22 protein-coding genes and 2 tRNA genes are annotated in these 24,751 nt (G+C 35.7%); 17 read left to right on the top strand and 7 right to left on the bottom strand.

Annotated features, from left to right (window positions below; all coding sequences use genetic code 11):
* Positions 1–630 precede the first annotated feature (630 nt).
* The 5 genes from ACH2CJ_RS09300 to fbaA all read left to right on the top strand — a co-directional run bounded on the left by ACH2CJ_RS09300 (position 631) and on the right by fbaA (position 4,684).
* Positions 631–1,032 carry a hypothetical protein gene (locus tag ACH2CJ_RS09300; RefSeq protein ID WP_394992319.1) on the top strand — a complete coding sequence of 134 codons (402 nt, stop codon included), beginning with the start codon at positions 631–633 and terminating at the stop codon, positions 1,030–1,032.
* A gap of 130 nt (positions 1,033–1,162) precedes the next feature.
* Entirely contained in the window at positions 1,163–1,582 is a 420-nt protein-coding gene (locus ACH2CJ_RS09295; RefSeq protein WP_394992317.1) for a hypothetical protein, read from the top strand.
* A gap of 179 nt (positions 1,583–1,761) precedes the next feature.
* Positions 1,762–2,436: an SGNH/GDSL hydrolase family protein gene (locus ACH2CJ_RS09290; RefSeq protein WP_394992315.1), complete on the top strand. Its 675-nt coding sequence runs from the start codon at positions 1,762–1,764 to the stop codon at positions 2,434–2,436.
* Positions 2,437–2,536: 100 nt separating this feature from the next.
* Positions 2,537–3,451, top strand: coding sequence for a polysaccharide deacetylase family protein (locus ACH2CJ_RS09285; protein WP_394992314.1), 915 nt, complete (start codon positions 2,537–2,539; stop codon positions 3,449–3,451).
* A 135-nt stretch (positions 3,452–3,586) separates the two neighbouring features.
* Complete coding sequence (fbaA, locus tag ACH2CJ_RS09280) at positions 3,587–4,684, top strand: class II fructose-bisphosphate aldolase (protein ID WP_394992313.1); 1,098 nt, start codon at positions 3,587–3,589, stop codon at positions 4,682–4,684.
* An 82-nt stretch (positions 4,685–4,766) separates the two neighbouring features.
* Here the strand turns inward: fbaA and ACH2CJ_RS09275 are convergent, their stop codons facing one another.
* Positions 4,767–5,555, bottom strand: a complete 789-nt coding sequence (locus ACH2CJ_RS09275; RefSeq protein ID WP_394992312.1) for a Rossmann-like and DUF2520 domain-containing protein — start codon at positions 5,553–5,555, stop codon at positions 4,767–4,769.
* A gap of 441 nt (positions 5,556–5,996) precedes the next feature.
* Between ACH2CJ_RS09275 and ACH2CJ_RS09270 the strand changes: the two genes are divergently transcribed.
* The 3 genes from ACH2CJ_RS09270 to hemE all read left to right on the top strand — a co-directional run bounded on the left by ACH2CJ_RS09270 (position 5,997) and on the right by hemE (position 9,998).
* Positions 5,997–8,180, top strand: a complete 2,184-nt coding sequence (locus tag ACH2CJ_RS09270; RefSeq protein WP_394992310.1) for a peptidoglycan-binding protein — start codon at positions 5,997–5,999, stop codon at positions 8,178–8,180.
* 162 nt (positions 8,181–8,342) lie between these two features.
* Positions 8,343–8,819 (top strand): thioredoxin family protein, encoded by a 477-nt coding sequence (locus ACH2CJ_RS09265; RefSeq protein WP_394992309.1) that lies wholly within the window; start codon positions 8,343–8,345, stop codon positions 8,817–8,819.
* 153 nt (positions 8,820–8,972) lie between these two features.
* Entirely contained in the window at positions 8,973–9,998 is a 1,026-nt protein-coding gene (hemE, locus tag ACH2CJ_RS09260) for a uroporphyrinogen decarboxylase (protein ID WP_394992307.1), read from the top strand.
* An 87-nt stretch (positions 9,999–10,085) separates the two neighbouring features.
* Here the strand turns inward: hemE and ACH2CJ_RS09255 are convergent, their stop codons facing one another.
* Both ACH2CJ_RS09255 and ACH2CJ_RS09250 read right to left on the bottom strand, forming a co-directional pair.
* A complete protein-coding gene (locus tag ACH2CJ_RS09255; RefSeq protein ID WP_394992305.1) occupies positions 10,086–11,153 on the bottom strand; it encodes an NAD-dependent epimerase/dehydratase family protein in 1,068 nt (355 codons plus the stop codon).
* A 68-nt stretch (positions 11,154–11,221) separates the two neighbouring features.
* The gene (locus tag ACH2CJ_RS09250; RefSeq protein WP_394992303.1) at positions 11,222–13,321 is read right to left on the bottom strand and encodes a KUP/HAK/KT family potassium transporter; all 2,100 of its coding nucleotides are present in this window, start codon (positions 13,319–13,321) and stop codon (positions 11,222–11,224) included.
* A gap of 189 nt (positions 13,322–13,510) precedes the next feature.
* On the opposite strand from ACH2CJ_RS09250, the gene ACH2CJ_RS09245 reads away from it, so the two are divergent.
* From ACH2CJ_RS09245 to ACH2CJ_RS09230, 4 genes are all read left to right on the top strand, one after another.
* Complete coding sequence (locus ACH2CJ_RS09245) at positions 13,511–14,293, top strand: enoyl-CoA hydratase/isomerase family protein (protein WP_394992301.1); 783 nt, start codon at positions 13,511–13,513, stop codon at positions 14,291–14,293.
* Positions 14,294–14,457: 164 nt separating this feature from the next.
* Positions 14,458–17,667, top strand: coding sequence for an NPCBM/NEW2 domain-containing protein (locus ACH2CJ_RS09240; protein ID WP_394992299.1), 3,210 nt, complete (start codon positions 14,458–14,460; stop codon positions 17,665–17,667).
* Positions 17,668–17,711: 44 nt separating this feature from the next.
* Positions 17,712–17,888: a hypothetical protein gene (locus ACH2CJ_RS09235; RefSeq protein ID WP_394992297.1), complete on the top strand. Its 177-nt coding sequence runs from the start codon at positions 17,712–17,714 to the stop codon at positions 17,886–17,888.
* A 153-nt stretch (positions 17,889–18,041) separates the two neighbouring features.
* On the top strand, positions 18,042–18,170 hold the full coding sequence (locus ACH2CJ_RS09230) for a hypothetical protein (RefSeq protein ID WP_394992296.1): 129 nt from the start codon (positions 18,042–18,044) through the stop codon (positions 18,168–18,170).
* Between the two features lie 235 nt (positions 18,171–18,405).
* On the opposite strand, the gene ACH2CJ_RS09225 is transcribed toward ACH2CJ_RS09230, so the two are convergent.
* The 3 genes from ACH2CJ_RS09225 to ACH2CJ_RS09215 form a co-directional block, all read right to left on the bottom strand.
* Positions 18,406–18,491 (bottom strand) — tRNA-Leu (locus tag ACH2CJ_RS09225).
* A 72-nt stretch (positions 18,492–18,563) separates the two neighbouring features.
* Positions 18,564–18,636 (bottom strand) — tRNA-Gly (locus tag ACH2CJ_RS09220).
* A gap of 99 nt (positions 18,637–18,735) precedes the next feature.
* Entirely contained in the window at positions 18,736–19,182 is a 447-nt protein-coding gene (locus ACH2CJ_RS09215; RefSeq protein ID WP_394992294.1) for an energy transducer TonB, read from the bottom strand.
* 128 nt (positions 19,183–19,310) lie between these two features.
* Here ACH2CJ_RS09215 and hisIE point away from each other — a divergent pair, with 128 nt between their 5' ends.
* Positions 19,311–19,913 (top strand): bifunctional phosphoribosyl-AMP cyclohydrolase/phosphoribosyl-ATP diphosphatase HisIE, encoded by a 603-nt coding sequence (gene hisIE, locus ACH2CJ_RS09210; protein ID WP_394992292.1) that lies wholly within the window; start codon positions 19,311–19,313, stop codon positions 19,911–19,913.
* Positions 19,914–20,091: 178 nt separating this feature from the next.
* On the top strand, positions 20,092–20,430 hold the full coding sequence (locus tag ACH2CJ_RS09205; RefSeq protein WP_394992290.1) for a phage holin family protein: 339 nt from the start codon (positions 20,092–20,094) through the stop codon (positions 20,428–20,430).
* A 92-nt stretch (positions 20,431–20,522) separates the two neighbouring features.
* Here ACH2CJ_RS09205 and ACH2CJ_RS09200 read toward each other — a convergent pair whose 3' ends face one another.
* Positions 20,523–20,990 (bottom strand): redoxin domain-containing protein, encoded by a 468-nt coding sequence (locus ACH2CJ_RS09200; protein ID WP_394992289.1) that lies wholly within the window; start codon positions 20,988–20,990, stop codon positions 20,523–20,525.
* 189 nt (positions 20,991–21,179) lie between these two features.
* Here ACH2CJ_RS09200 and ACH2CJ_RS09195 point away from each other — a divergent pair, with 189 nt between their 5' ends.
* The 3 genes from ACH2CJ_RS09195 to ACH2CJ_RS09185 all read left to right on the top strand — a co-directional run bounded on the left by ACH2CJ_RS09195 (position 21,180) and on the right by ACH2CJ_RS09185 (position 24,675).
* Positions 21,180–22,556, top strand: a complete 1,377-nt coding sequence (locus ACH2CJ_RS09195; protein WP_394992288.1) for an L-serine ammonia-lyase — start codon at positions 21,180–21,182, stop codon at positions 22,554–22,556.
* A 132-nt stretch (positions 22,557–22,688) separates the two neighbouring features.
* Positions 22,689–24,062 carry a vanadium-dependent haloperoxidase gene (locus ACH2CJ_RS09190; RefSeq protein ID WP_394992286.1) on the top strand — a complete coding sequence of 458 codons (1,374 nt, stop codon included), beginning with the start codon at positions 22,689–22,691 and terminating at the stop codon, positions 24,060–24,062.
* Between the two features lie 193 nt (positions 24,063–24,255).
* A complete protein-coding gene (locus ACH2CJ_RS09185) occupies positions 24,256–24,675 on the top strand; it encodes a hypothetical protein (protein ID WP_394992285.1) in 420 nt (139 codons plus the stop codon).
* Positions 24,676–24,751: the final 76 nt, after the last annotated feature.

Here is a 24,751-nt window from a genome sequence, read left to right as displayed (position 1 = left end):
GGTTGATTTTAAATTTCAGCGGAGTGCTGCCCAAATTTAATAAAGTTTTATGAATCTTAATAAAATAGTGTACGAAAATGACTTTAAAATGTACGAAAGTGGACAATTTTTCGACTAAACATATTTTCTTTCATTTAATGAATTGCATATAAATAGTTGGTAATCAGTTAGTTGTGTGTTTTTTAACAAGTTTTAATATTTTTTGGCACGAGTTTGTCATATATAAAATTATAGGTTTGATTAAAATTAGAGTTAAAACAAAATATTATTCGGAAATACTCATGTATAGTATTAATAGTGATAGTAAAAGAAAATTATATTTTGTTGAAAGGCGATTTATGGTCATCAAATCTAATTACCGTTTGTCCTTTTAAAATAACCATTTGAGTAGTTTGCATTACATAGTACCAAGTTTTACCCATACATTTGAATCGTCAAACAAGGCAGACAAAAATTAGAATTGCAAAAGCAGAATTACATAGAAAGAGAGCTTTATAACAACATAGATTGTTCAGTTTATCACTTATGTTTCTTGAGTCTAATTGAAGTCGCTTAATTTGAATCATCAAAAAAAACAATTAAGAAAAAGCAAAAAACATTTAAAACTTGCGGTTCGTCGCTCACAAAATTATGAAAACATTAAAATCAACAATCGCCATCGCTTTATTAGCAACAACAGTATTCTTCAATGCAAACGCAGAAGATAGAAGAACTGAAAACACAAATTCAAGCACAATGCTTGAGTACAAAAGTAGTAACTTAAATGTAGGTATGTACGAATCTGGTAAAGCAAATTCAATGAAATTGAACATGGCTTTAACTAAAGATGCAGGAAAAATGGCAACCGTCAAATTAATGGACGAAAAAGGTACAGTATTGAACGAAGAAAGAATTGGAAAGAAATTGACGGGCTATAATTTCCGTTTCGATTTCAGCACTGTTGCGGCAGGAAGATATTTTATCGAAATCACTAATGGCGAACATATCATCACCAAAGAAATCATAAAAGGTATAAGTACATTGAGCTACTAAAAACCACTCATCAAGAAATATGACCGATTACGCTAAAATTTGAAACGCATCGTTCGCACAACACATCTTATAATCGAAAAGCTATAAAACTTTAAAACATTCAAACTTGCGGTTCGCCGCTCACAAAATTATGAAAAAGACACAGGGCGGCTCTCCGCTTAAAAAATTCGCAGTAGCTCTCGTAGCTGGAATCTTTACTTTCTCAACGGTATTGGCAACTGAGCCAATTGGCTCAAAATTAGATGCTAACAAATCGTTTGACGTAGGCATGTATCGTATCGTAAATTCGATGAAAGTAAACGTGATGGTTGAAAAATTGAAAGGAAATACTGTAGAGGTTAGCCTAAAAAATGAAAAAAATGAAACCATTTATACCGAATTTATTGGTAAAAAAATGATTAAATTTTCAAAGAAATTTGACTTAACAGGTTTGGCAGATGGCAAATATCGCTTTGAAATTACCAATGGAAAAGAAACAATTACGAAAGAAGTAAATTTAGCGACGCACCAACCAACACCAGCCGACTATCGCACGGTTGTGGTTAAATAATATAAGTAGGGTTTTAGGGTTTATGCTATAAACCCTAAAACCTCGTTAAAATAAAAAATCATTAGTATTTAGTTTAGGGGATTATGGACAGCGTTGTGGTATTATTCTGCAACGCTGTTTTTGTTTTCTGATAATATCTTTTTACTTTCGTAAAATCATATTCAACCAATTATATCTAAATGAAAAACACTTTCAAAACCCTAATCATTGTTCTATTTTCACTTTCTATGTTTTCTTTAAAACAAGACAAACCAACTAAAATTATTTTCTTCGGTGATTCCATCACACAAGCGGGCGTAAATCCAGGTGGATACATTACCAAAATGAAAGAAATGCTCGAAAAACAAGGCATTAAAGACAAATATCAGTTGATTGGTGCGGGTATCGGCGGCAACAAAGTATATGATTTATTTCTTCGTATGGAAGATGACGTACTTTCGCAAAAACCCGATGTTGTCATTATTTATATTGGTGTCAATGACGTTTGGCATAAAGCAAGCTCAGGCACAGGTACTGATGCCGATAAGTTTAGTAATTTTTATACGGCAATCATCAAAAAACTACAATCGCAAGGCATTAAAGTTATTTGTTGTACGCCAGCTTCTATTGGCGAACGCATCGATAATAGCAATCAACAAGATGGCGACATGAATCATTATTCAAATATTATTCGTACCATTTCCTCAAAGTTCGATTGTCCATTGATTGATTTAAGAAAAGAATTTCAAGCCCATAATCTTAAAAATAACCCCACTAACAAAGAATCAGGAATTTTGACCACCGACCGTGTGCATCTTAACGAAACTGGCAATCAGTTTGTAGCCGATTTGATGATGAAAGCAGTGATTAAGTAATTTTTTCTCACCACGGAGACCACAAAGTTACACTGACAGAAACCCTGTGAAAATCACAGTGTACTTTGTGGCACACGACGCTCGGTAAAACCAAAAACAAATGCGACTCTCTTTTCTATTTCTAATACTCATAACTTTTGCCACAAAAGCCCAAAAACAAATCGCTATCACGGTTGATGATTTACCATTTGTGCAGGAACTTTCGCTTAAGCATGCCCAAGAATCTACAACTAAATTGCTCAGTAAAATGAAGCAGCAAAACCTTAAAACTGTAGGATTCGTAAACGAAAATTCGGTGTATAAATTCGGAGAAATTGATGAGAGAATAGCTTTGTTAGATGCTTGGTTGGTAAACGGACAGCAATTAGGAAATCATACATTTTCACACCCATCTTTCAGTAAACTATCGTTGGAAGATTTTGAGGCTGAAACGCTCAAAGGTGAAATCATTACCGAAAAAATCAAGCAAAAATACGATCAGACTGAGCGATATTTTCGCTATCCATTTTTACATACTGGGTCAGATAGCCTAAAAAAATACGGTTTTCAATCTTTTTTGAAGAAAAAAGGCTACCAAAATGCACCCGTAACGATTGATGCCGATGATTGGCTTTTCAACAAAGTATATATGGATGCCATGAAAGCCAACAATAAAGATTTGATGAAAAGTGTGGCAGAAAAATACTTAAAGCACACCGAAAACTATTTTGAGTATTACGAAAAACTCACGCAAGAAGTTGTTGGTCGTCCAATCAAACATGTCTTTTTGTGTCATGCTAATGCCCTTAATACTGATTATTTCAATGAATTGATTGGCATAATGAGAAAACGAGGCTATACATTTATTACTTTAAAGGAAGCTTTGCAAGATGAAATTTATGAGCGTTCGGAGCATGTGATTACAAGCAATGGTTTCTCTTGGCTGCATCGCTGGAGAATGACCGATAAGAAAAAAACAAACTTGAAAGACATTGAAGTACCAGCCGATATTCAGGCAATGTATGATGGAAAATAAGAAACAGAATACTTTTTAATCCAAAAAAAGCAATATTTTATCTAAAAACCCTTAATTTGCATCATATTTCCTTATTTAGGCTTCATCTACAATTATAATAACATTTTTTCTTATTAAAATTCAAAAACCTTACTTATGAGTCAATTTCCAGATAATCCTGCTTTGATTAAGTCAGGCGTAGTTACAGGTGAAGCATTGAATGCTTTGTTACGCCATGCAAACGAAAATGATTATGCACTTCCTGCGGTGAATGTTGTTGGTACTAACTCGGTTAATGCCGTAATGGAAGCTGCCAAAGCCGTAAATTCACCAGTTATTATTCAGTTTTCAAATGGTGGTGCTATATTTTATGCAGGTAAAAGTTTGCCTAATAAAAACCAAGAAGCAGCCATTGCAGGAGCGGTGTCGGGAGCAATGCACGTGCATCAAATTGCCGAAATGTATGGAATTCCAGTTGTGCTTCATACTGATCATTGTGCTAAAAAATTATTGCCTTGGATAGATGGTTTATTAGATGCTGGTGAAAAATTCTATGCTCAACATGGTAAGCCATTATTTAGCTCACACATGATTGATTTGTCGGAAGAGCCATTAGAAGAAAATATCGAGATATGTGCAAAATATTTGGAGAGAATGGCGAAAATGGGCATGACTCTCGAAATAGAATTGGGCGTAACAGGTGGAGAAGAAGATGGTGTTGATAACACAGACGTTGATAGCTCGAAACTTTATACACAACCTTCGGAAGTAGCTTATGCTTACGAAGAATTGGGTAAAATCTCTCCAAATTTCACCATTGCAGCAGCATTCGGAAACGTACACGGTGTTTATAAGCCAGGCAATGTTAAATTGTCGCCAATTATCTTGAAAAATTCACAAGATTATATCCAAGAAAAATTCGGAACGGGCAATTTACCAGTAAACTTTGTATTTCATGGTGGCTCAGGTAGCTCACGTGCAGAAATCAGAGAAGCTATTAAATACGGTGCCGTAAAAATGAATATTGATACTGACGTTCAGTGGTCAACTTGGGAAGGCATCTTGAAATACTATAAAGAAAAAGAAGGGTATCTTCAATCGCAATTGGGAAGTCCAGATGGCGAAGATTCTCCAAACAAAAAATATTACGATCCTCGTGTATGGTTACGCAAAGGTGAAGAAAATATGATTGCTCGCTTGAAAGTGGCGTTTGAAGATTTAGACTGTATCAATCGTAACGAAGGTTTGATTTAATCAAGCATTATGTTTTTTTAGAATCCTGTAAGGTTTTAGTTTAAACCTTACAGGATTTTTTTGTTTTAATATAGCCCGTAGACTAAATATTTTGAATACTTTCGGTCATTATTTCATAAATCTCCACCAAATTCTCATCTTCTTTCAGGTAATCTAAATGCCGATTAATGGTTGTTTCATCACCTCTGATGGCAGGCCCAGTTTGTACATCAGCAGGGTTTTCGGTAGCCAATGCCTTTCTAAATGTTTCTCGAATAAGAGGTTTCAACAAATCAAATTCTAAATCTTCACTATCGGTAATTCCTTTTGCCAATGCCAACAAATGATTGGTAAAATTACAAGCAAAAACTGCCGCTACGTGAAGTGCTTTTCGTTCTTCCGAACTTATCAAATAAACCACATTACTTAGTTCTTGGGCAATTCCAACTAATTTTTGTTCAGTTTCCTCGTCATGGGATTCTATACAGAAAGGCACGTCTTTCAAATCTAACTTTTTTCCTGCTGTAAAAGTCATCAATGGGTAAAATACGGCACATTTTACTGGTAAATCGTGGTGAATGAGCATCAGTTTTTGTAAATCTTCTAGCGATGTGCCACCAGATGTATGTGCTAAAATGGCATTTTCGGGTAAAATTAACTTTGCACAAACTTCGATCATAGCATCATCCGAAACAGCTAAAATGAATAATTCGGCTTTGCTTTTCGAAAAATCAAGGTCAGTTTTAGTTGCTGCTTGGTAAAGCGTTGAAGCCAAATGCGATGCTTTGGATTTTTGCCGACTAAAAACTTCATAAATTTGATGGTGATGATTTTCGAATGCGATACTTAAATGCGAACCTACATTTCCTGACCCAATAATAGAAATTTTCATACTAAATATATTCTTTGCTAAGTATAAGCAGATTACGTCAAATATTTTGTGAATTTGAAAAAATACTATGATATTTTTTAGTTTACAGAATTTTTTTATTAGTATTGTCGTCTAAAAAGAAAAAAACTATCTTTCCTTGCTGTCGTATAAATATCCTTTCTTAATACAAGGACATGAAAATTTAAAATTTTTCACAAAATCATTTTAAATAATTTTAGTGTCATTGTGAATCTATAAAATTCTCAAAAAACCTCCATCTTGTTTTGTTACTTGTGCTGTATCGTAGCGTCTGAATATAGACTGATGGAATGATTATGAGTAAAGGTATCGTATTAGCAGCGTCTGTACAGCATGACACTCACAAAATGTAGCTAAAAATGAGTATTATATAATTAATAAAACAGGAAAAAAACAGGATTTTTACTTAAACCCCAAAAACAAATGATGAAGAATTTCTTTTTGATGCTGTCAGCAGTTATGTTGGCTTCTGGGCTTGCTATGGCACAGAGCGATCTGCCACCAAATGCTGTTCCTGGCAAATGCTACGCTAAATGTTTAAAACCAGCACAATTTACTACCCGTACTGAGCAGTATGTAGCGAAAGAAGGTAGTAAAATACTTGCTGCATCATCACCAGAGCTTGGCACAGTTACTGAGAAAGTAATGATTAAAGAGGGGAGCAAAATGTTGCAAGCATCGGCATCTGCTTACAAAACATTAACAGAGCAGATGATGATTAAAGAATCAGGCAAGAGAATAGAGTTAATTCCAGGTTCTGGGTCTTATAAATCAGTTTCTGAGCAAATAGAAACTCGTCCTGCTTACAAGCGTTATGAAATTGTTGGTTGTAACCAGACATTGGCAGCAACGAGTGCAGGTAAAAAGAATGTAAATGAGCCTTGTTTGAAAGCAATTACCGAGCAAGTTTTAGTAAGGGAAGGCTACAAAAAATTAGAAGTGATTCCTGCTCAGTTCAAAACTGAAACCGAGCAAGTTATAGTAAAAGAATCCTCAAAGCGTTTTGAAGTAATTCCTGCGGTTTATAAAACAATAAAGGAGCAATTCTTAGTAAAACCTGCTTACAATAATTTGATTGTAGATAATACAGTCGAATTTAAAGCCGTACAAGAACGAGTAGAAGTTCGTCCAGCTTACAAGCGTTACGAAGTAGTTCCTGCTCAATTCAAAACTGTTGCCGAGCAAGTTTTAGTTCGTGAGGCAGCACCAGTAGTTGCGGGTGGACAACGTCCAAAATATAAAGCTGTATCCGAGCAATTATTAGTAAAAGAAGCATCCAAACGCTATGAAATTGTTCCAGCAACTTACAAAACTGTTACTGAAACAATAATAATTAAAGAGCCTGTTAGAACGTTGGCTGTTACCCCGCCAGTTTATGAAACAGTAACAGAGAAAGTAAAAATTCGTGAGGCATATACAAAATATGAAAAACGTAAATTAGACCCGTCATGTTTAAGTGCCAATCCAGACGACTGTTTACAATTATGTTTGGTTGAGATTCCTGCTCAATATAAAACTGTATCCAAGCAAGTATTGAAAACACCTGCGGGAGTGAGTGAAGCAATTATACCTGCTCAAACAGCAACCATCACCAAGCAAGTAATTGCTCAACCTGCGTCGGTTCGTGAAATAGCAGCAGCAGCTCAATATGCAACAATTACAAAAATGATGTTAGATGGTGTAGAGCCAGTGGTAAGTTTAACAGCAGCACAGGCTTTCAAAGAGGGTTCGGCTTCGGCACAATATGCCACTATCACTAAAACAGTGATTGCTTCAGCAGCTCAATACAAAGAGATTGAAGTTCCCGCTCAATATGAAACTATCACTAAGCAGGTGCTTGCTCGTGGACCACAAACTAAAGAGTCACCCGTGGCCGCTCAGTATGAAATAATCACTAAGCAAGTAGTTGCACAAGCAGCTCAGGTAAAAGAAATCGAAGTGCCAGCAGTGTATGCTACTCGTGCGAAACAATCATTGATTGCTCCTGCTACTACTCGTGAAATGAACATTCCTGCGGTTTATGCTACTCGTACTAAATATTCTTGTGCTGATGGCTCAGGTGCGGGAGCTAAGGGCATCGTTGCTGGTAATGGTGGTTGTGGGCCACAAGTTCGTGAACTTGATGTTCCTGCCGAATACCGTACTCTTACTAAATATTTAGTAGCAAGTCAGCCTCAAACACGTGAAATTGTCTTGCCAGCAGAATACAAAACCATTACGAAGCAAGTAGTTGCTTCAGTGGGTGGAACATCTGAAAGGGAGATTCCTGCTGAATACCGTACGATCACTAAAACCGTTGTAAAAACTCCCTCAGCTACTTCAGAAAGAGAAATTCCAGCAGAGTATGGTATTTACACTACTATATCAATGACAAGCAGTGGTACTTATGCCGACTGGGTTGAGATTCTTTGTGGAAACAAGATTACTTCGGCTACTGTTCGTGCTATCCAAAAATCATTAAGAGCTAAAGGATATGACCCAGGCCCTGATGATAATGTACTTGGACCACGTACTAATGCAGCGATTATCAAATACCAAAAAGACAATAGTCTTCCATCAGGAAATTTGAACCTTGAAACATTGAAATCTCTTGGTGTAGAATACTAATTGATAATGTTTTTTGCCTTTTTATCGATAATACATATAAAAAAAATTAATATGCTTGAAAATATGGCTTAGTATTTGCTCTGAATTGTGTATCACCTTTTAGTAAATTTTTGAGCTATTGGGTGATTATATACTATTCTATAATATAAAAATACAACAGCTATGAAAATGAAAGTGCCATTGTTATTAGGAATCACTTTTATCATTTTTGCATCTTATACCAATGGGAATGATGCCTCGAAAAATCAAGTGAATTTCTATAAAGGTAGTTACGACGATTTTTTGCGAGAAGCAAAAAAACAGAAAAAACCTATTATACTTGATTTTTGGGCAAGTTGGTGTAGCCCATGCAAGAAAATGGATAATGAAACGTTTGCGAATCCTCATTTTAGTTCCTATGTAAATTCCAATTTCATGATTTATAAAGTTGATATTGACTCTTTCGACGGCATGGCAATTGCTGACCGCTTCGCGGTAGATGCTTATCCAACTTTAGTAGTATTGGATGCAAAAAGTAAATATATTGGTCGTTACAGAGGTTTTTTTCCTCCTGATTATTTAAAAAATGAGTTAGAAAAAAACAAGGCTCTTAAAGGCAAACGATTTATTGCCACTAAGAGCATAAGTGCTTCTTTATAGAAAATTAAAATGAGATTTTTAAAGCCATTTATTGCAAATAGGTGGCTTTTTATTTGTGTAAATAGGAGAGAATAGGGAACTTTCAAAACCAAATTAAACAAAATTCCGTAACTAAATTTAGTAAAGGAATGTGTTCATTTATATCTTTGTAACATGGAATTGAAAAATGATTTGATTTTACGTGCTGCCAAGGGCGAGCGTGTGGAGCGAGTGCCCGTTTGGATGATGCGTCAGGCAGGGCGAATTTTGCCTGAGTACCGTGCGGTACGTGAAAAAGCAGGAAGTTTTATAAAATTGGCAACTACACCCGAATTGGCTGCCGAAGTAACTATTCAGCCAGTAGATATTTTGGGGACTGATGCTGCAATTATTTTCTCCGATATTTTAGTAATACCCGAAGCAATGGGCTTGCCTTACGAAATGTTGGAAACTAAAGGACCCATTTTTCCGAAAGTTATACGTACAATAAAAGATGTTGAGGCCTTAAAAATAAGTAACCCAGAAAAAGAATTAGCTTATGTTTTGAAAGCAATAGATATTGTAAAAAAAGAGCTAAACGGACGAGTACCATTGATTGGTTTTGCAGGAGCTCCATTTACTATTTTTTGTTATATGGTTGAAGGAAAAGGCTCAAAAACCTTTTCAATTGCTAAGAAAATGCTTTATTCTGAACCTGAATTGGCACATTTGTTATTGCAGAAAATCACTGATAACACAATTGCCTATTTGAAAGCTCAAGCAAAACACGGAGCAGATTTAGTGCAGATTTTTGATTCTTGGGCAGGAATTCTTTCTCCTGACCAGTACCGTAAATTTTCATTACCATATATTACCCAAATCTGCGATGCGATTAATGAAGTGCCTGTAACGGTTTTTGCAAAAGGAGCATTTTTTGCTCGCAAAGAAATGTCGAACTTAAATTGTCAGGTAATTGGACTGGATTGGAATATGGACATTAGCGAATCGCGTCGAATGATTCCACACAAAACTTTGCAAGGAAATCTCGACCCTTGTGTGTTGTATGGCTCGTTTAAAGAAATTGAAAAACACACCAAGAAAATGATTAAAAACTTTGGTGGTCAAAAATATATTGCCAATCTTGGTCATGGAGTATATCCTGATACCGACCCCGAAAAAGTGAAGTGCTTTATTGATACAGTAAAGAATTATACTATCTAAATACGTAGAAATATTTTAAAAAAATGCTTGATGTTACAACATCAAGCATTTTTTTAAATCCATTATCCCAAATCACGTATCTATAATTTACTTCAAAATAGGCTCTAAAGCCTCACGATGTTCGGTGAGCCATGCCGTAATATCCTTCACAATTTGCTCAATTCCAATTTGTGGTTTCCATCCTGTAAGAGCAGTAACTTTCGAATTATCGGTAACATACAAACGAATATCTGCAGGACGGTTTTCGGCTATTTTATTAATAGGAATAGTTTTTCCTGTTATTCTTTGACAAATTTCGGTCAATTCTTGTAACGAAACACTTACTTCAACGCCCCCACCAGCGTTCAGAATTTCGCCGTTTATTTTATCCATGTTATGCAATTGCCAATCTATCAAGCGGTAGAGGTCATCAATGTGCATCATGTCGCGGGTTTGTTTGCCTTCGCCACCATAACCGATATATGACAATTTTTGCTCAAAGAAATGTTTGGCAATCCAAAGCACCATTACACCTTGGTCAACTTTGCCCATTTGCCACGGCCCAGTCAATACACCACAACGATTAATAACGGTTTTTAAATGATAAAATTCGTTGTATTCCTGAATGATTAATTCTGATGCTAATTTGGTAGTACCATAAAGTGACCTTGCTCCATCTAATGGAAAATTTTCGGCAATTCCTTTAGAAGAAACCCCATTAATTAATTGATTATCAGTTAGTTGGAAGCGAGTTTCTTGTTCTACGAAATTTAATGTTTCAATAGTTTTTATGGGATAAACTCGACTGGTTGAGAGGAAAATAAATTCGGCCTTACATCTTACTGCATAATTTAAGCAATTGACCGTTCCAAATAAATTAGTATTGATTAAGTAGTCGGGTGTACCACCATCAATACCTGCCAAAACCGAAGGTTCGGCCGAGGCTTCAATAACTGAATCAACGATTGGGAGCGAATCAAAATCTTCTTTACTACGAATATCGCCATGAATAAAATTGATGCCAGCCTTACCCAAGCGAGCTACATTTAGTTCTGAACCTTTGCGTCGTAGGTTATCAAGGCAATAAATTTCGTAAGACGGATAATTAGTTTTTAGTGTAATAGCAAGCGATGAGCCAACAAATCCTGCTCCACCAGTAATTAAGATTTTTTTCATGAAACGATGATTAAAAAATAAAACACGAAGGCGATTATTCCTTCGTGTGATGTTTAAAATTATTTTTGTCAATGCCCAGCGGCAGTCCAAGGAATTCGTTTGAGGTTAACATTATCAATTGCTTTAATCACAAATGGTACTTTTTCTACTTTAACCGCACTGCTATCAAGTCCAAACCATTTATCTTCCGATGGAGTATATTGTTTGATGAAGAAATAAGCTCGCATCACCAAACCTTCCCAAAATGGAAGTTCGTTTTCGTAAGACAAGAATCTTTCCAGCACAACAAATCTAAAATCACCAATAACATTATGTTTATTTAAAGACTCATAACGGCTACGAATATCTACTTCGCCACATTTTACCATGTCTTCCAAAACTCGTCTGAAATAAAGGTTTATTTTGTTAGGAACTCTAAATCCTAAGCGAAAATTTACTTTATAAACATCATCTTCGGCAATCGTCATTACTTTATATTCCATTGTGTAAGGGTCATCAACGGTATCAACATGGATAAACCAATAAACATCAGCACGCTTTGGACGTTTTTGAAAAATTGAGTAAATAATTTTATTTTCTATTTCAGAAGCTCGCCCAGCATTGCTCAAAAACACCAGATGTGTAGCATATTTTGGAACTGTAATATCTGCACTAAGTTCTTTAAGTGATTCGGTATATTTATCTAATTTTTCGTATTCTGTCATGCGGGTTTTTATTCTAAATGCCCGAATCCAGATATACATTACTAACGCAATTACACCCGCAATAATTAATGATACATATCCACCGTGCGGGAATTTTTGAAGGTTGGCAATTAAGAAAGCCCCTTCGATACACGTATAAACAACAATAAATAAGATGATTGCCCAGATATTGAATTTTTTGGCATATAAATAATACGCCATCAACATGGTGGTCATCAGCATGGTCATCGTAATTGCCAAGCCATAAGCAGCTTCCATTGCTGTGGAAAGTAATACCTCCGATGATTTTGCCAAGCTGGCTAAATCTAAGTTTTTATTCAATGCCAGAGCATCAGCAATATTTCTTTCAGTCATATCGCCTGCTATTTTGCTGAAATATAAAGTTACGCTAACACAACCTATCCAAAGTAAAATATTGATACTTGGCACATAGATTTGACCTTTTTGGTCGGAAGGATAATTAACTTTGATTTTAGGCCAAAAATTGAGACGAATCGCCTCAGAAATCAAAGTAAACGAACCACTTATCAAGGCTTGACTGGCAATAATTGCTGCCGAAGTAGCAATAAAAATCCCGAAAGGTAAAAACCATTCAGCCATCAAATTATAAAAAGGATTTCTATCGCCCAGCATTTGTCCGTCAAGACTCATTACATAAACACCTTGTCCGAAGTAGTTAAGTAATAAACAAATTTTTACGAAAATCCAGCTAATGCGAATATTCCCACGACCACAATGCCCTAAATCAGAGTACAAAGCTTCTGCACCAGTAGTACACAAAAATACAGAGCCTAGAATCCAGAATCCACCAGGATGATGCACCAACAACTCATAGGCGTAATAAGGGTTTAAGGCTCTCAAAACAGTTAAATCTTTGGCTATCCATAAACCACCTAAAACTGCTAACATTGTAAACCAAGCTAACATAAACGGGCCAAATAAATAGCCTACTTTTTTAGTGCCAAAGATTTGAACGATAAATATCATTGATATGATTGCAATGACTATTTTGACAATAGTATCTTGTTGAATATCAGGAAATTTAATACGAAGCCCCTCAATTGCTGATGCTACCGAAATAGGGGGAGTAATAATGCCATCGGCAAGTAAAGCACTTGCACCTATAATGGCAGGAACGGTAAGCCATCGGGCATGGCGACGTACAAGAGCAAAAAGAGCCAAAATTCCACCTTCACCACGGTTATCGGCACGGAGTGTCAGAATCACGTATTTGATGGTAGTTTGCATCGTAAGTGTCCAAAATACACAAGACAATGCTCCTAAAATTATTCCTTCATTGATAGGTTCCGTGCCTGCAATGGCTTTCAATACGTATAGAGGCGAAGTGCCAATATCGCCATAAATAATCCCCATGGCGATAAGTAACCCAGCAGCCGATATTTTGTCAATATTATAGTGATGGTGCCCGTTTACGGTACTATTTATTGTTTGATTCACTTCCATTTTAATAGAAAAATTTATAAAAAAAGTCTGCAAATATAGGTCTTCATAATCAATTAGCAGAAATTTTGAACAAAAATGTTTTATTTAGTCACATACATTGCCAACTTTGCACATAAGTTATATCTCAAACTATTATAGTTTCTTCGTAAAAGCCAAATACAACAAACCCTAAAACTTTGATAATCAATCATGTACGAAAATATAATCTTTGAAACTTCTGAAGGAATTGCTACTATAACGCTTAATCGTCCGCAGGTATATAACGCATTGAGTAGTGCCTTAATAAAAGAAATTACGAAAGCTGTAGAGATAGCCGCTAACGATGAATCTATCAGAGCAATTATTCTGACAGGTTCGGGCGATAAAGCCTTTTGCTCTGGTGCAGATTTGAAAGCAGGAATGGATAGTGGTTTTACTTCTTTGGGAGAGTCGTTACGAGAAAACTATAATCCAATGATTTGTGCTATCAGAAATGCTGAAAAACCAGTTATATGTCGCATGAACGGTGTTGCAGCGGGGGCGGGTATGTCGTTAGCTTTGGCATGTGATTTGATAATTGCTAACAAGGATGCCTATATGAGCGAGCTTTTTGTGGGTATCGGTTTGATGCCTGATGCTGGTTCGATGTTTTTTTTGCCAAGAGTTGTTGGTATGCAAAAAGCATTTGAACTGTGTAGCACAGGTCGAAAAATTTATATGGACGAAGCTTTAGGTTTAGGTTTGGTATGCAAGGCGGTTGCTTATGAAACATTAGACGAAACGCTATCTGAAATAATTAGTTATTATAAAACGGCTCCAACCAAAGCCATTGGATTGATGAAAAAAGTTTTGAATCAGTCATTTAATTGTACAGTTAATGAAATTTTGGAGCAAGAAGCTCAAAATCAAGATATATTGGGTAAAACACATGACTTTGCTGAAGGAGTTATGGCATTTTTACAAAAAAGGAAACCTGTTTTTAAAGGTAAGTAGTAGTTAAAAGCAACTCTTTTGCTAAGAAAAACGTCTTTATAATTATGTGTTTTTGAGTTTTGAATAAAATATATAGAATCTATTTAAACTTATTTCTTTAGACTGCCAATGAGTTCAAACAGATTCTTATTAAACTATGATAAATTAACTTTACCGATTAATCAATGATACGCACAATTACTATTTTTCTTTTTATAGTATCCATATTTTCAGCAAAAGCCCAATTACCAGCAGGATTTACAGACCAACTTCATTCTGATGGTTGGCAAGCTCCTACCGGACTAACATTCGATGCAAGTGGAAAAATGTATGTAACCGAAAAAGAAGGGAAAGTGTATGTGGTAGAAAATGGTATAAAGACACTTTTTATTGATATTTCGGAAGAAGTAGCCAATTATGGAGATTATGGTCTATTGAATTTTGTTTTAGACCCTGATTTTATGACAAATGGACACGTATATCTGTATTATGTAGTAGATAGATATTATTTATTTCATTATGGCGAAGCAATTTACGACCAGCCAGGAGCAACCATTGCACGAGTAACACGATATACTAAGCCAACACCTGGAAGTTCAAACATGGTTGATTATGGCAGTAGATTGGTGTTAATTGGTGAAACTCATTCGACTGGGTTTCCTATGACAGGAACAAATCATGGTGGGGGAGGTATGGTTTTTGGCAATGACGGAACCTTATTTGTGAGTTGTGGTGATGGTGGGCTCGGTGACGATGATGTTAATTATGATAATCAAGCGTTTAATGATGGAATTATTTCAGAAGGAGAATATTTGGATAATAGGGTTTACCGCTGTCAGATACTCAATTCATTAAATGGCAAAGTTGTTAGAATTGACCCATCAACAGGAAATGGAACTTCGGGGAATCCTTATTACGATGCAAATAGTCCTCGTTCCGCTCAATCAAGGGTGTGGGCATTGGGTTTTAGAAATCCATTTAGAATAGCAATAAAACCCAACTCTGGCAATCCAGGCGTGTTATATGTCGGTGAAGTTGGTTGGAATGTTCGGGAGGAATTAAATATTGTTACTGCGGCAGGACAAAATTTTGGTTGGCCTATTTACGAAGGTATTGACTTACCAACAGTTTGGGATAATCCAGCATATACACCATCAAGCTACAAAAAACCTACGGTAGAATGGACTCATCTTGATGAAAATGCTCAGCCTCTTGGAACTGCGAAAGTGGTCGTTCATGGGATGGTAAATGAAATTGGGTCAACCGAATTTCCCGGTAATGGATTCGATGGATTTTGTTCAATTGGTGGAGTTTGGTATACAGGCACTACCTATCCTGAAGCGTTTAGAAATACTTATATTTTTGCCGACTTTGTTTCGGGTTGGATAAAAAGCTTTTCTTTTGATAGTGATGAAAATCCTACCTCATTTAGAGACCTCACTACATCAGCCATTGGAGCGGTTAGTATTGCCTACAATCCTATTGACGAATCTATCTATTATTTGAAGTTAGGGTTCAATGCCGGCGACCCAATAGAAGTTCGTAAAATAATCTACGGCACATCGAATGTGCCACCTATTGCCAGATTTACCTTTAATCCTTCGTTTGGAACATCTCCTTTATCAGTATCGTTTAATGCATCAACCTCAACCGATTACGAAAACACGGCACTTTCTTATGCTTGGGATTTTGGTGACAGTAGCACTGGCAGTGGTGTAAATGTTTCTCATACGTTCGATAATGGTTCTACCAACTCACAAAAATTTATCGTTAACCTGACTGTGACAGACGAGGGTGGACTCTCGCATACAACTTCTTCTTTTGTTTCATTGAATAATACCGCACCTATCATTAACTCAACCAGTATTGATACCATTAAACTATTTGCTAATAATGGAAATGATTTAATACAATTGTCGGCTCAAGTATCTGATAATGAAGAGCCAAGTGAGCAACTAACTTATAGGTGGGTAGTTCAACTTCACCACGGTGGACATTCGCACCCAGAGCTTGATGTAACACGAATGACTACTCAAGTTAACCTCTCCACAGTACCGTGTGATGGGCATTTATATTTTTATCGAGTTACTTTAATAGTTTCAGATTCTTATGGACTTTCTACAACTTTTATAAAAAATATTTTTCCTAACTGTGCAGGAGATGTGGTTCCTCCCGAAGCCCCATTGCTAAAATCATATGATAATACGAGTACCTCATTCAAATTATCGTGGAATAGCGTCTATGACAATGTTGGTGTAGGTTCTTATGAAGTATTTATTAATGGTGTTTCGAAAGGTGTATTCCCTCCTCAAACTTTAACTTATCAATATACTTCGCTAACCAGTATAGAAAATCAGGCATTTGAATGTTATGTAAAAGTAAAAGATTTAGCAGGGAATGAAAATTCAAGTTCTAAAATAAACTTTATACACAAAACTATTTCCCCTATTGGAGCAACATCATCAGAGTATCTTTCAAACCTAATACCAAGCAGTAGTACTAATGGTTATGGGCCAATTGAGATAGACCATAGCAATGGACAAGATGTTGCAAATGATGGTGAAACCCTCACTTTAAATGGCATTACTTACAGCAAAGGAATTGGCGTTAATGCAAATTCAGAAATTATTTATAACCTTCCTCCTAATACCTATAATACTTTTAGTGTAAAAATCGGAATTGATGATGAGATACCCAACGGCTCTTGCGGAAGTGTAATTTTTAAGATATTTAAAGACAATGATATTTTGCCAGTTTATGAGAGTCAAACTATGACTCCTTCGTCGGCAACGATTTATGTGCAAGTTGATCTAACTAGTGCTTCACAGTTGAAACTTGTAGCCGAAACGTCAGATAATAGTTATTTTTGCGACCACGGCGATTGGGCAGATGCAAAACTTTTTAATTTAACTGATGTAAAACCGCCAACAACGCCAATGAATTTAGTAGCTACACCTGTATCGAATAAATATCAAATTAGTTGGAATGCTTCATCTGATATTGGTGGGAGATCGAATCTTCAATATGAGATTTTGGTAGATGGCTTAGTGATTGACACAACTTCAAGTTTACAATATTTATTACCTGTTTTTAGTTCGGGAAATCATACTTTAGTTATACAAGCAAAAGATAGTGAGAATAATAGAGCAGTTAGTAGTTCATTAGTCTTGACGTATTTACCTTGCCCAGCATCATTCAATTTTACATCAAATAATGATAATTTTAATAATGTTACCATTGATTTAAAAGCCTCTGCTACAATTACAGCGGCTAATTCTATAACAGGAACATCAAAGGTTAACTATGAGGCGGCAAAGAGTGTAGAGCTTTTGCCAGGTTTTAAAGTAGAGTCGGGAAATGTTTTCAAGGCTCAGATTCAAGGGTGTAATAATTGATTATTTTGATAATTTTCCATTTATTATAGAATTTGAATGGAAAAATGTCTATTGAAGAAAACGTTGATTGCTTGCTACATACTTTGAGGGAAAGGATAAAAGAAATCGAAGAACCGCAAATTGAGATTGCCAATATTAGGTCAGAATCTTGTGCGTTTAAAATCCATAGTACCAAAGCAACAAACCATGAATTGGTGATGCAGGAAATAGAACAAATTTAATAACTACACAACTACCACAAAACCCTACATAGGCAATTGTTTTGTCAGGGCTTTTTACCGCTAAATAATTCCCTTTTCCAGAAAACATTTGTCTTGGTATATTGCCAAATAAGGTAAACCCAACGAAGCTGTTAACAATATTCCTATCCTTTGATGGCAAATCAAAATCCAGAACAAATTGTAAGAGATAATATCGACAAAGCTTTGATGGCTTGCGGCTGGATTATTCACGGTATTAAGCAAGCAAATCTGAATGAAGGAATCGGTGTTGCTGTGAAGTAATATATAGATTATAAGAGAAAGTATTTGACAAACACCTTGCTTTATAAATGAAGCAGGGTACAAATACTTGGGTTTTTATTACCTTAAAATTTTGATAGTTTTTCTGAAAACAACAACTAAACAAAGTACAAATAACAGAAAGGTATAAAAGAACAAAAAGAGTATAAGATGTTGATAATCAACGTCTTATACTCTTTTTGTTTAGTCTTTGTTACCCTGTTTTTTGGGCAAATAGTACCGAGGACGGGAATCGAACCCGTACGAGTTTAAAAGCTCACAGGATTTTAAGTCCTGCGTGTCTACCAGTTCCACCACCTCGGCAATTCCATTGGAGCATATTAAGTTTTCACTTACTCCTGAAAAAAAAAGCACCGCTTAGGTGCTTACTTTTCGAGCGAAAGACGAGTCTCGAACTCGCGACCTTAACCTTGGCAAGGTTACGCTCTACCAACTGAGCTACTTTCGCTTATTTATTCACATTCATTGGTCTTAAATGTTTCACAAAGGTAAGGTGTTTTTTTTTATTTGTCAAGTTTATGGCTAAAAAAAATCTTTAAAAAATCTTTCAGTTCCTTTTAAATGATTGACTATAAGACGTTTCACAATCAGTTTTATTTTGAAAAAAAGCTACTGGAACTGTAATATAAACTCGCAAAGGCTTCCAAATACCATATTTCATCATGCCTCCTGCTTGCCATTTTGGTAGTAAATTTATCACTCGGATAGTTTCTTTGTTACATTCATCACTCACTCCTCTGATTATTTCGGGGTATGTAACCGAACCGTCTTTTTCAACCACAAACCTGACAAACACTTTATTGAGCCGCTTGTCTGTCGGAATGTCTTTAGGTGGCTTAATATTTTCACAAATAAAAGTATATAATGCCTCATAACCATTTGGAAAAATGGGTGAAGTATCGACTGTCGCATAAATCGTTTCGTCTTCGGTGCTTTTTTGTGCTTTTGTGGCGTAAGCAAAGCAGAGAAGTACCAAAAGCAGAACTTTTTTCATGTTTTTGTATATTTAAGTTTTGAACATCCGTACTTTTGTAAAAATAAATGTATTTTTATTAACAAAGAAATATTTAGCTAAATATTTAAATATACTCGTTAACACAAAGAGTAAAAGATAATTTTTTAATGGACAGAACAATTGATTTCGATAAATCGCCCGATGGCTTGATTCCTGCAGTTATTCAAGATGCCCTCACGGGAAAAGTATTAATGCTTGGCTATATGAATGCCGAAGCCTACCAGAAAACGCAAGATGAAAAAATTGTTACTTTTTTCAGTAGAAGTAAACAAAGACTTTGGACAAAGGGCGAAACTTCTAATAATTTCTTACACGTAAAAAGGCTATTAATTGATTGTGATGGCGACACGATTTTGATTCATGCCTTGCCTGATGGTCCAACTTGCCATACAGGAGCTGATACTTGTTTTGAAGAATCGAATATAGGTAAAGTCTTGTTTATCAATCGTTTACGAGAAGTAATTAAAGATAGAAAGCTTAATCCTTCGAGTAAATCGTATACGAGTGAGTTGTTTGGTCTTGGTATAAATAAAGTTGCTCAGAAAGTTGGCGAAGAGGCGATAGAGTTAGTTATCGAAGCAAAAGATGATAATAAAGAATTATTTTTGGGTGAAGCAGCCGATTTGTTTTATCATTTTTTAGTACTTTTAGAGCAGAAAAACTATGAGTTTGACGAAGTGCTTGATGTTTTAATTAAACGACACAAATAATTTTATTGAATCAATCTGAATGCCGCCCATTTTGAATGAGTGAATGATTGAATAAAACGATTTCTCAAAAATTTATTTCGCTCTTTTTAAAATTATAGATTTATTGTGTGAATTTAGCATTTACTAATTACTTTTATATTCATTCATTCTAACATTAACTCATTCAATCATTAGATTTATGATAAACTATCTCATTCGTTTAGCGTGTTGTGGAGCTGCAATTTATTTCATGCCTCAAATACTTCACGACATAAAAGTAGATACTATTACTACTGCCATCATTGTAGCTTTGGTGATGAGTTTTTTAAATACTTTTGTGAAACCAGTTCTTCAATTTTTGTCTATCCCGATTACGATTTTGACTTTGGGAATTTTTTATCTTGTTATCAATGTGGGTATTGTTTATCTCTGTGCCTATTTGGTCAATGGTTTTAGTGTTTCTGGTTTTATTCAGCCTTTATTATTTGGCTTTGCTCTTTCCATCATAAATGGACTTATTGGAGGTTTTCAAGATTGATCCTTAAATCTACTGCCCATAGACGATAGTCCATAGTTTTTATTGAAAATCACAAGATTACTATCGACTGTCGTCTATCGGACTGCGTACTATTATAATCTCTCCAAAGTAGCTTTTACTGCTTCAAAGTTTGGCAAATCTCTTGCACTTTCCAATACTTCTGCATATTGTATAATTCCGTATTTATCAACTACAAAAGCTGACCGTTTTGAAACACCATTCATGCCAAATACAAAGGTTTCGTAATAAGCACCAAAAGCCTGTGAAGTTTCTTTGTTGAAGTCAGATAACAGTGGAAAAGGAAGGTTTTGTTCAGCCTTAAATTTTCCTAAAGTAAAGAGAGAATCAACCGAAATACCTAAAATATCAGAGTTTAGCTTCGAATAAGTAGCAATATCGTCCCGCATTTGGCAAAGTTCTGCTGAGCAAACACCTGTGAATGCCATTGGAAAAAATAATACAACTACGTTTTTGCCACGAAAATCTGATAAGTTTACTTCTTTTTTATCGCTACTAAATAGCTTGAAATCAGGGGCTTGGTCGCCTACTTGTAATGACATAATTTAATCTTTAATGGTTTTGAAATGATTTATAAACTTACAAACTGCAAAGAAAGTTTGTTGGTTATGAAAAGTAACTATTATTCTTTCTATTGTTACGTAAAGTGAGTAGTTTTTTTCTTTTCAAAATGCTTTGTTTCTGCGAAAAATACTACAATTTTGTTTTCAAATTCTTCATCATCATACAAAATGTTAAAAGATTCAATTACTACCTCAATTTTTGATTTATTTAAAATCGGACCGGGTCCATCGAGTTCGCACACTATTGGACCTATGAAAGCAGCCTTCGATTTTTTGCAACGAGCGAATGCTTTAACATATTTTCAAACTGCTGATAATATAAAAATTATGATTCATTTGTACGGTTCGCTGAGTGCAACTGGCAAAGGACATGGTACCGACCGAGCTGTTATTGCGGGGTTACTGGGCTGGCTTCCCGAAACTTGCGACCCCACTGAATTTATAAATTTACTCAAAAATCCTGACGAAATTTATAGCATAGAAATTAAAGAAAAATCAATTCCTGTTAATACAAAAAATATAATTTTTGAAAAGAGCAAGTATGAATCGCCGCATCCTAATACATTGATATTTAAACTTTTATCTAATGATGGCGTTCTTTTAGAAGAAGAATATTATTCGGTAGGTGGAGGGTTCATTCAAAGGAAAGGTGAAGATTTACAAGCCCAGAATATTAAAAATCCAGCGTTTGCATATTCAACCATGAAGGAATTTAAGGAACATTTAGTAACACATAAAATGACCTTAACAGACTTGATGATTGCCAATGAAATGTCACTCACGGGGTTTTCTCGCAAAGAAATTTATCAGAAAATAGATGATGTGTTAAAGGCAATGCACAAAGCTGTGAAACGTGGATTGAGACATAAAGGGGTTTTGCCAGGAACAATAAAATTGCGTAGAAAAGCCCCAGTTTTGTATGAGCAAGCAAAAAATCATGCCTCAGCAAGTGATAGTTTTATGATTTTCTTAAACGCCTATTGCATAGCAGCGTCGGAAGAAAACGCTTCTGGAAGTATAGTAGTAACAGCCCCAACTTCGGGAGCTTCGGGCGTAATTCCTGGAATATTCTTTTTGCTGCGAAATCATTATCATTATGACAAACAAAAGCTACGAGAAGGAATGTTGGCAGCCGCAGCAGTTGGTTTTTTGATAAAACACAATGCCAGTATTTCGGGAGCTGAAATGGGTTGTATGGGCGAAATTGGCTCTGCTTCGGCAATGGCTGCTGCAATGTTGTCATATTGTGCAGGAAAAACGATTGAAACGGTAGAGGCTGCGGCCGAAATAGCAATAGAACATCATTTGGGTATGACTTGCGACCCAATCGGGGGCTATGTACAGATTCCGTGTATTGAACGCAATGCAATGGGGGCAATAAAAGCATATAATGCTTATTTGTTGGCATCGTCGGGTAATACGGCAGATCAAAAAATCTCGTTGGATAGTGTCATAAAAGTAATGCGTGCTACAGGTAGAGACATGTCTAAAAAATATAAAGAAACTTCGCAAGCTGGGCTGGCTTTGAGTGCTACTGAATGCTAATATTTTTTAACTTTTCCGTAATTTAGGATATAACTTGTTATTTTTCCGAAAATCTGTAATTTTGTAAAAATACTGTTATCAATATGGTATAATGTTTGATATATGAATTACCCATAACCAAATCAAAACATCATGGAATTGTTTTACAAGAAAAAAACAAAAAGTTTATTTTTCATTTTTGCTTCTCTAATAATTGGAAGCATAATAAATAGCTGTAGCAAAAAAACGGAGGAACCAAGTCCTATTGTTGAAATTACGGCTGATGTTCCAGTCCGTTGGGCAGCAATGACTTTGAAAATAGCAGAAAAAACTCCCGGCAATACCCCTACTTACGCTTCTCGTGGCTTTGGCTATTTAGGATTGACAATGTACGAAACGGTTGTTAATGGTTATCCCGAATACGCATCATTGGCTGGGCAACTAAGTGATTTGACAACATTGCCAAAACCGACCATTGACCTCAAATATAATTATGCTTTAAGTCTCAACGCTGGACAAGCCTATATGTTAAGAAGTATTTACGACCAGACTTCAGGAGCGAATAAAGGAAGTATTGATTCCTTAGAAAAGGTTATTTTGACTGAAATCTCAAAAACTGAAGCTGCAGATGTGGTTACCCGTTCGGTAGCTTATGGGCAGGAAGTGGCAAAAATAATTTTTGAATGGTCGAAAACAGACTTGGGATATCAAGGTTATAAAAATAATTTCACTTTAGATTATAAGTTACCAACTGGGCCTGGTATTTGGGTAGCTCCAACTTTTAGTCAGTCGGCGAGTCAATTACCACTTCACCCTTTTTGGGGAAAGAATCGAACGTTTTTAGCTAGTAATGCTACTTTAACAATGCCAAAGCCAATTCCGTACAGTACCGACCCACGCTCACAATACTACGCTCAGTTTTTGGAGGTGTATGCCAAAAATAAGATTTTAACTCAGGAAGAAAAAGAAATTGCTCTATGGTGGGGCGATGACCCAAGCCGTACTTTTACTCCTCCCGGACACGCATATAGTTTAGCAAATGTTGCGGTAAAAGCCGCTAAACCTAATCTAATGCGAGCCGCTCAGACTTATGCAGCTGTTGGTATGAGTATTGCCGATGCGTTTATTAATTGTTGGAAGTGTAAATTTGTTTTTGTTGCCGAGCGACCTTCTTCATTTATAAGAAGAAATATTGATGGGGCTTTTGTTCAGTTTTGGCCAGAACCACCTTTTCCAGCTTTTTACTCTGGTCATTCTGTTCAATCTGGAGCTACGGCTACAGTTCTGACAGCACTTTATGGAAGTGATTTTAAATTTATTGACACGTCTCATCAAGGCAGAGAAAAAGACCCATTAACTTTCATTGAGTTTAAAAATAGAAGTTATAACTCATTTTGGGAAGCTGCCGAAGAAGCTGCTTATTCAAGATTTTTGGGAGGAATTCATACCCGTAGCGATAATGATGTTGGACTTGCCGAAGGCCGCAAAATTGGACAAAATGTTAATGCCTTAAAATGGAAAAAGTAAAATAGATTTTTGTTATTTTTGATAGGTGAAAAGTGTTATTGACTTTGAATTAGAGGTTAATAACACTTTTTTTGTTATAAAATCAAGAAATATGCTGATTAATATAAATTGCTTTGAGATATGTACTATTTCATCTAAATTTCATTAAAAGTTTGAAATTTAGAACATCATAGTAATCAAAATTCTAAAACAAATGCTTAAACCTACAGAAGACCCTCGCCTTATTTCATATTTATATCTTCGAAAAGCAGTTGGATTCTTAGGATTTTTATTGCCCATTATCTTGGTTTTTGGGGCATTATTAATAGGAAATGGCTCAATAAAAAATTGTAGAGAAGTGCAAAGTTCTATAAGCGATTACTATCATACTCGCATGAGAGATATTTTTGTAGGTACTTTGTGTGCTATTGCCCTATTTCTTTTTTCATATAAAGGATACGATAAACGAGACAATATAGCTGGAACTTTGGCTTGCTTTTTTGCTTTGGGAGTTGCCATTTTTCCAACAGCCATAGAAATACCTACACCTCATTGCAATATCTCGTCAGTAATTACCAATCCTTTTATCAGTAAACTACATTTTATTTGTGCTATAATGTACCCCAAAATTTAGACAGGCAAGATAATTGAGTAATCACTGTCTAAACATTCAAAACAATGAGTAAAAACAAGCGTCGGAATTTCAGTTC

The sequence above is a fragment of the Emticicia sp. genome (assembly GCF_043780375.1).
GTDB lineage: Bacteria > Bacteroidota > Bacteroidia > Cytophagales > Spirosomataceae > Emticicia.
This window is presented reverse-complemented; position numbering and strand designations above follow the sequence as displayed.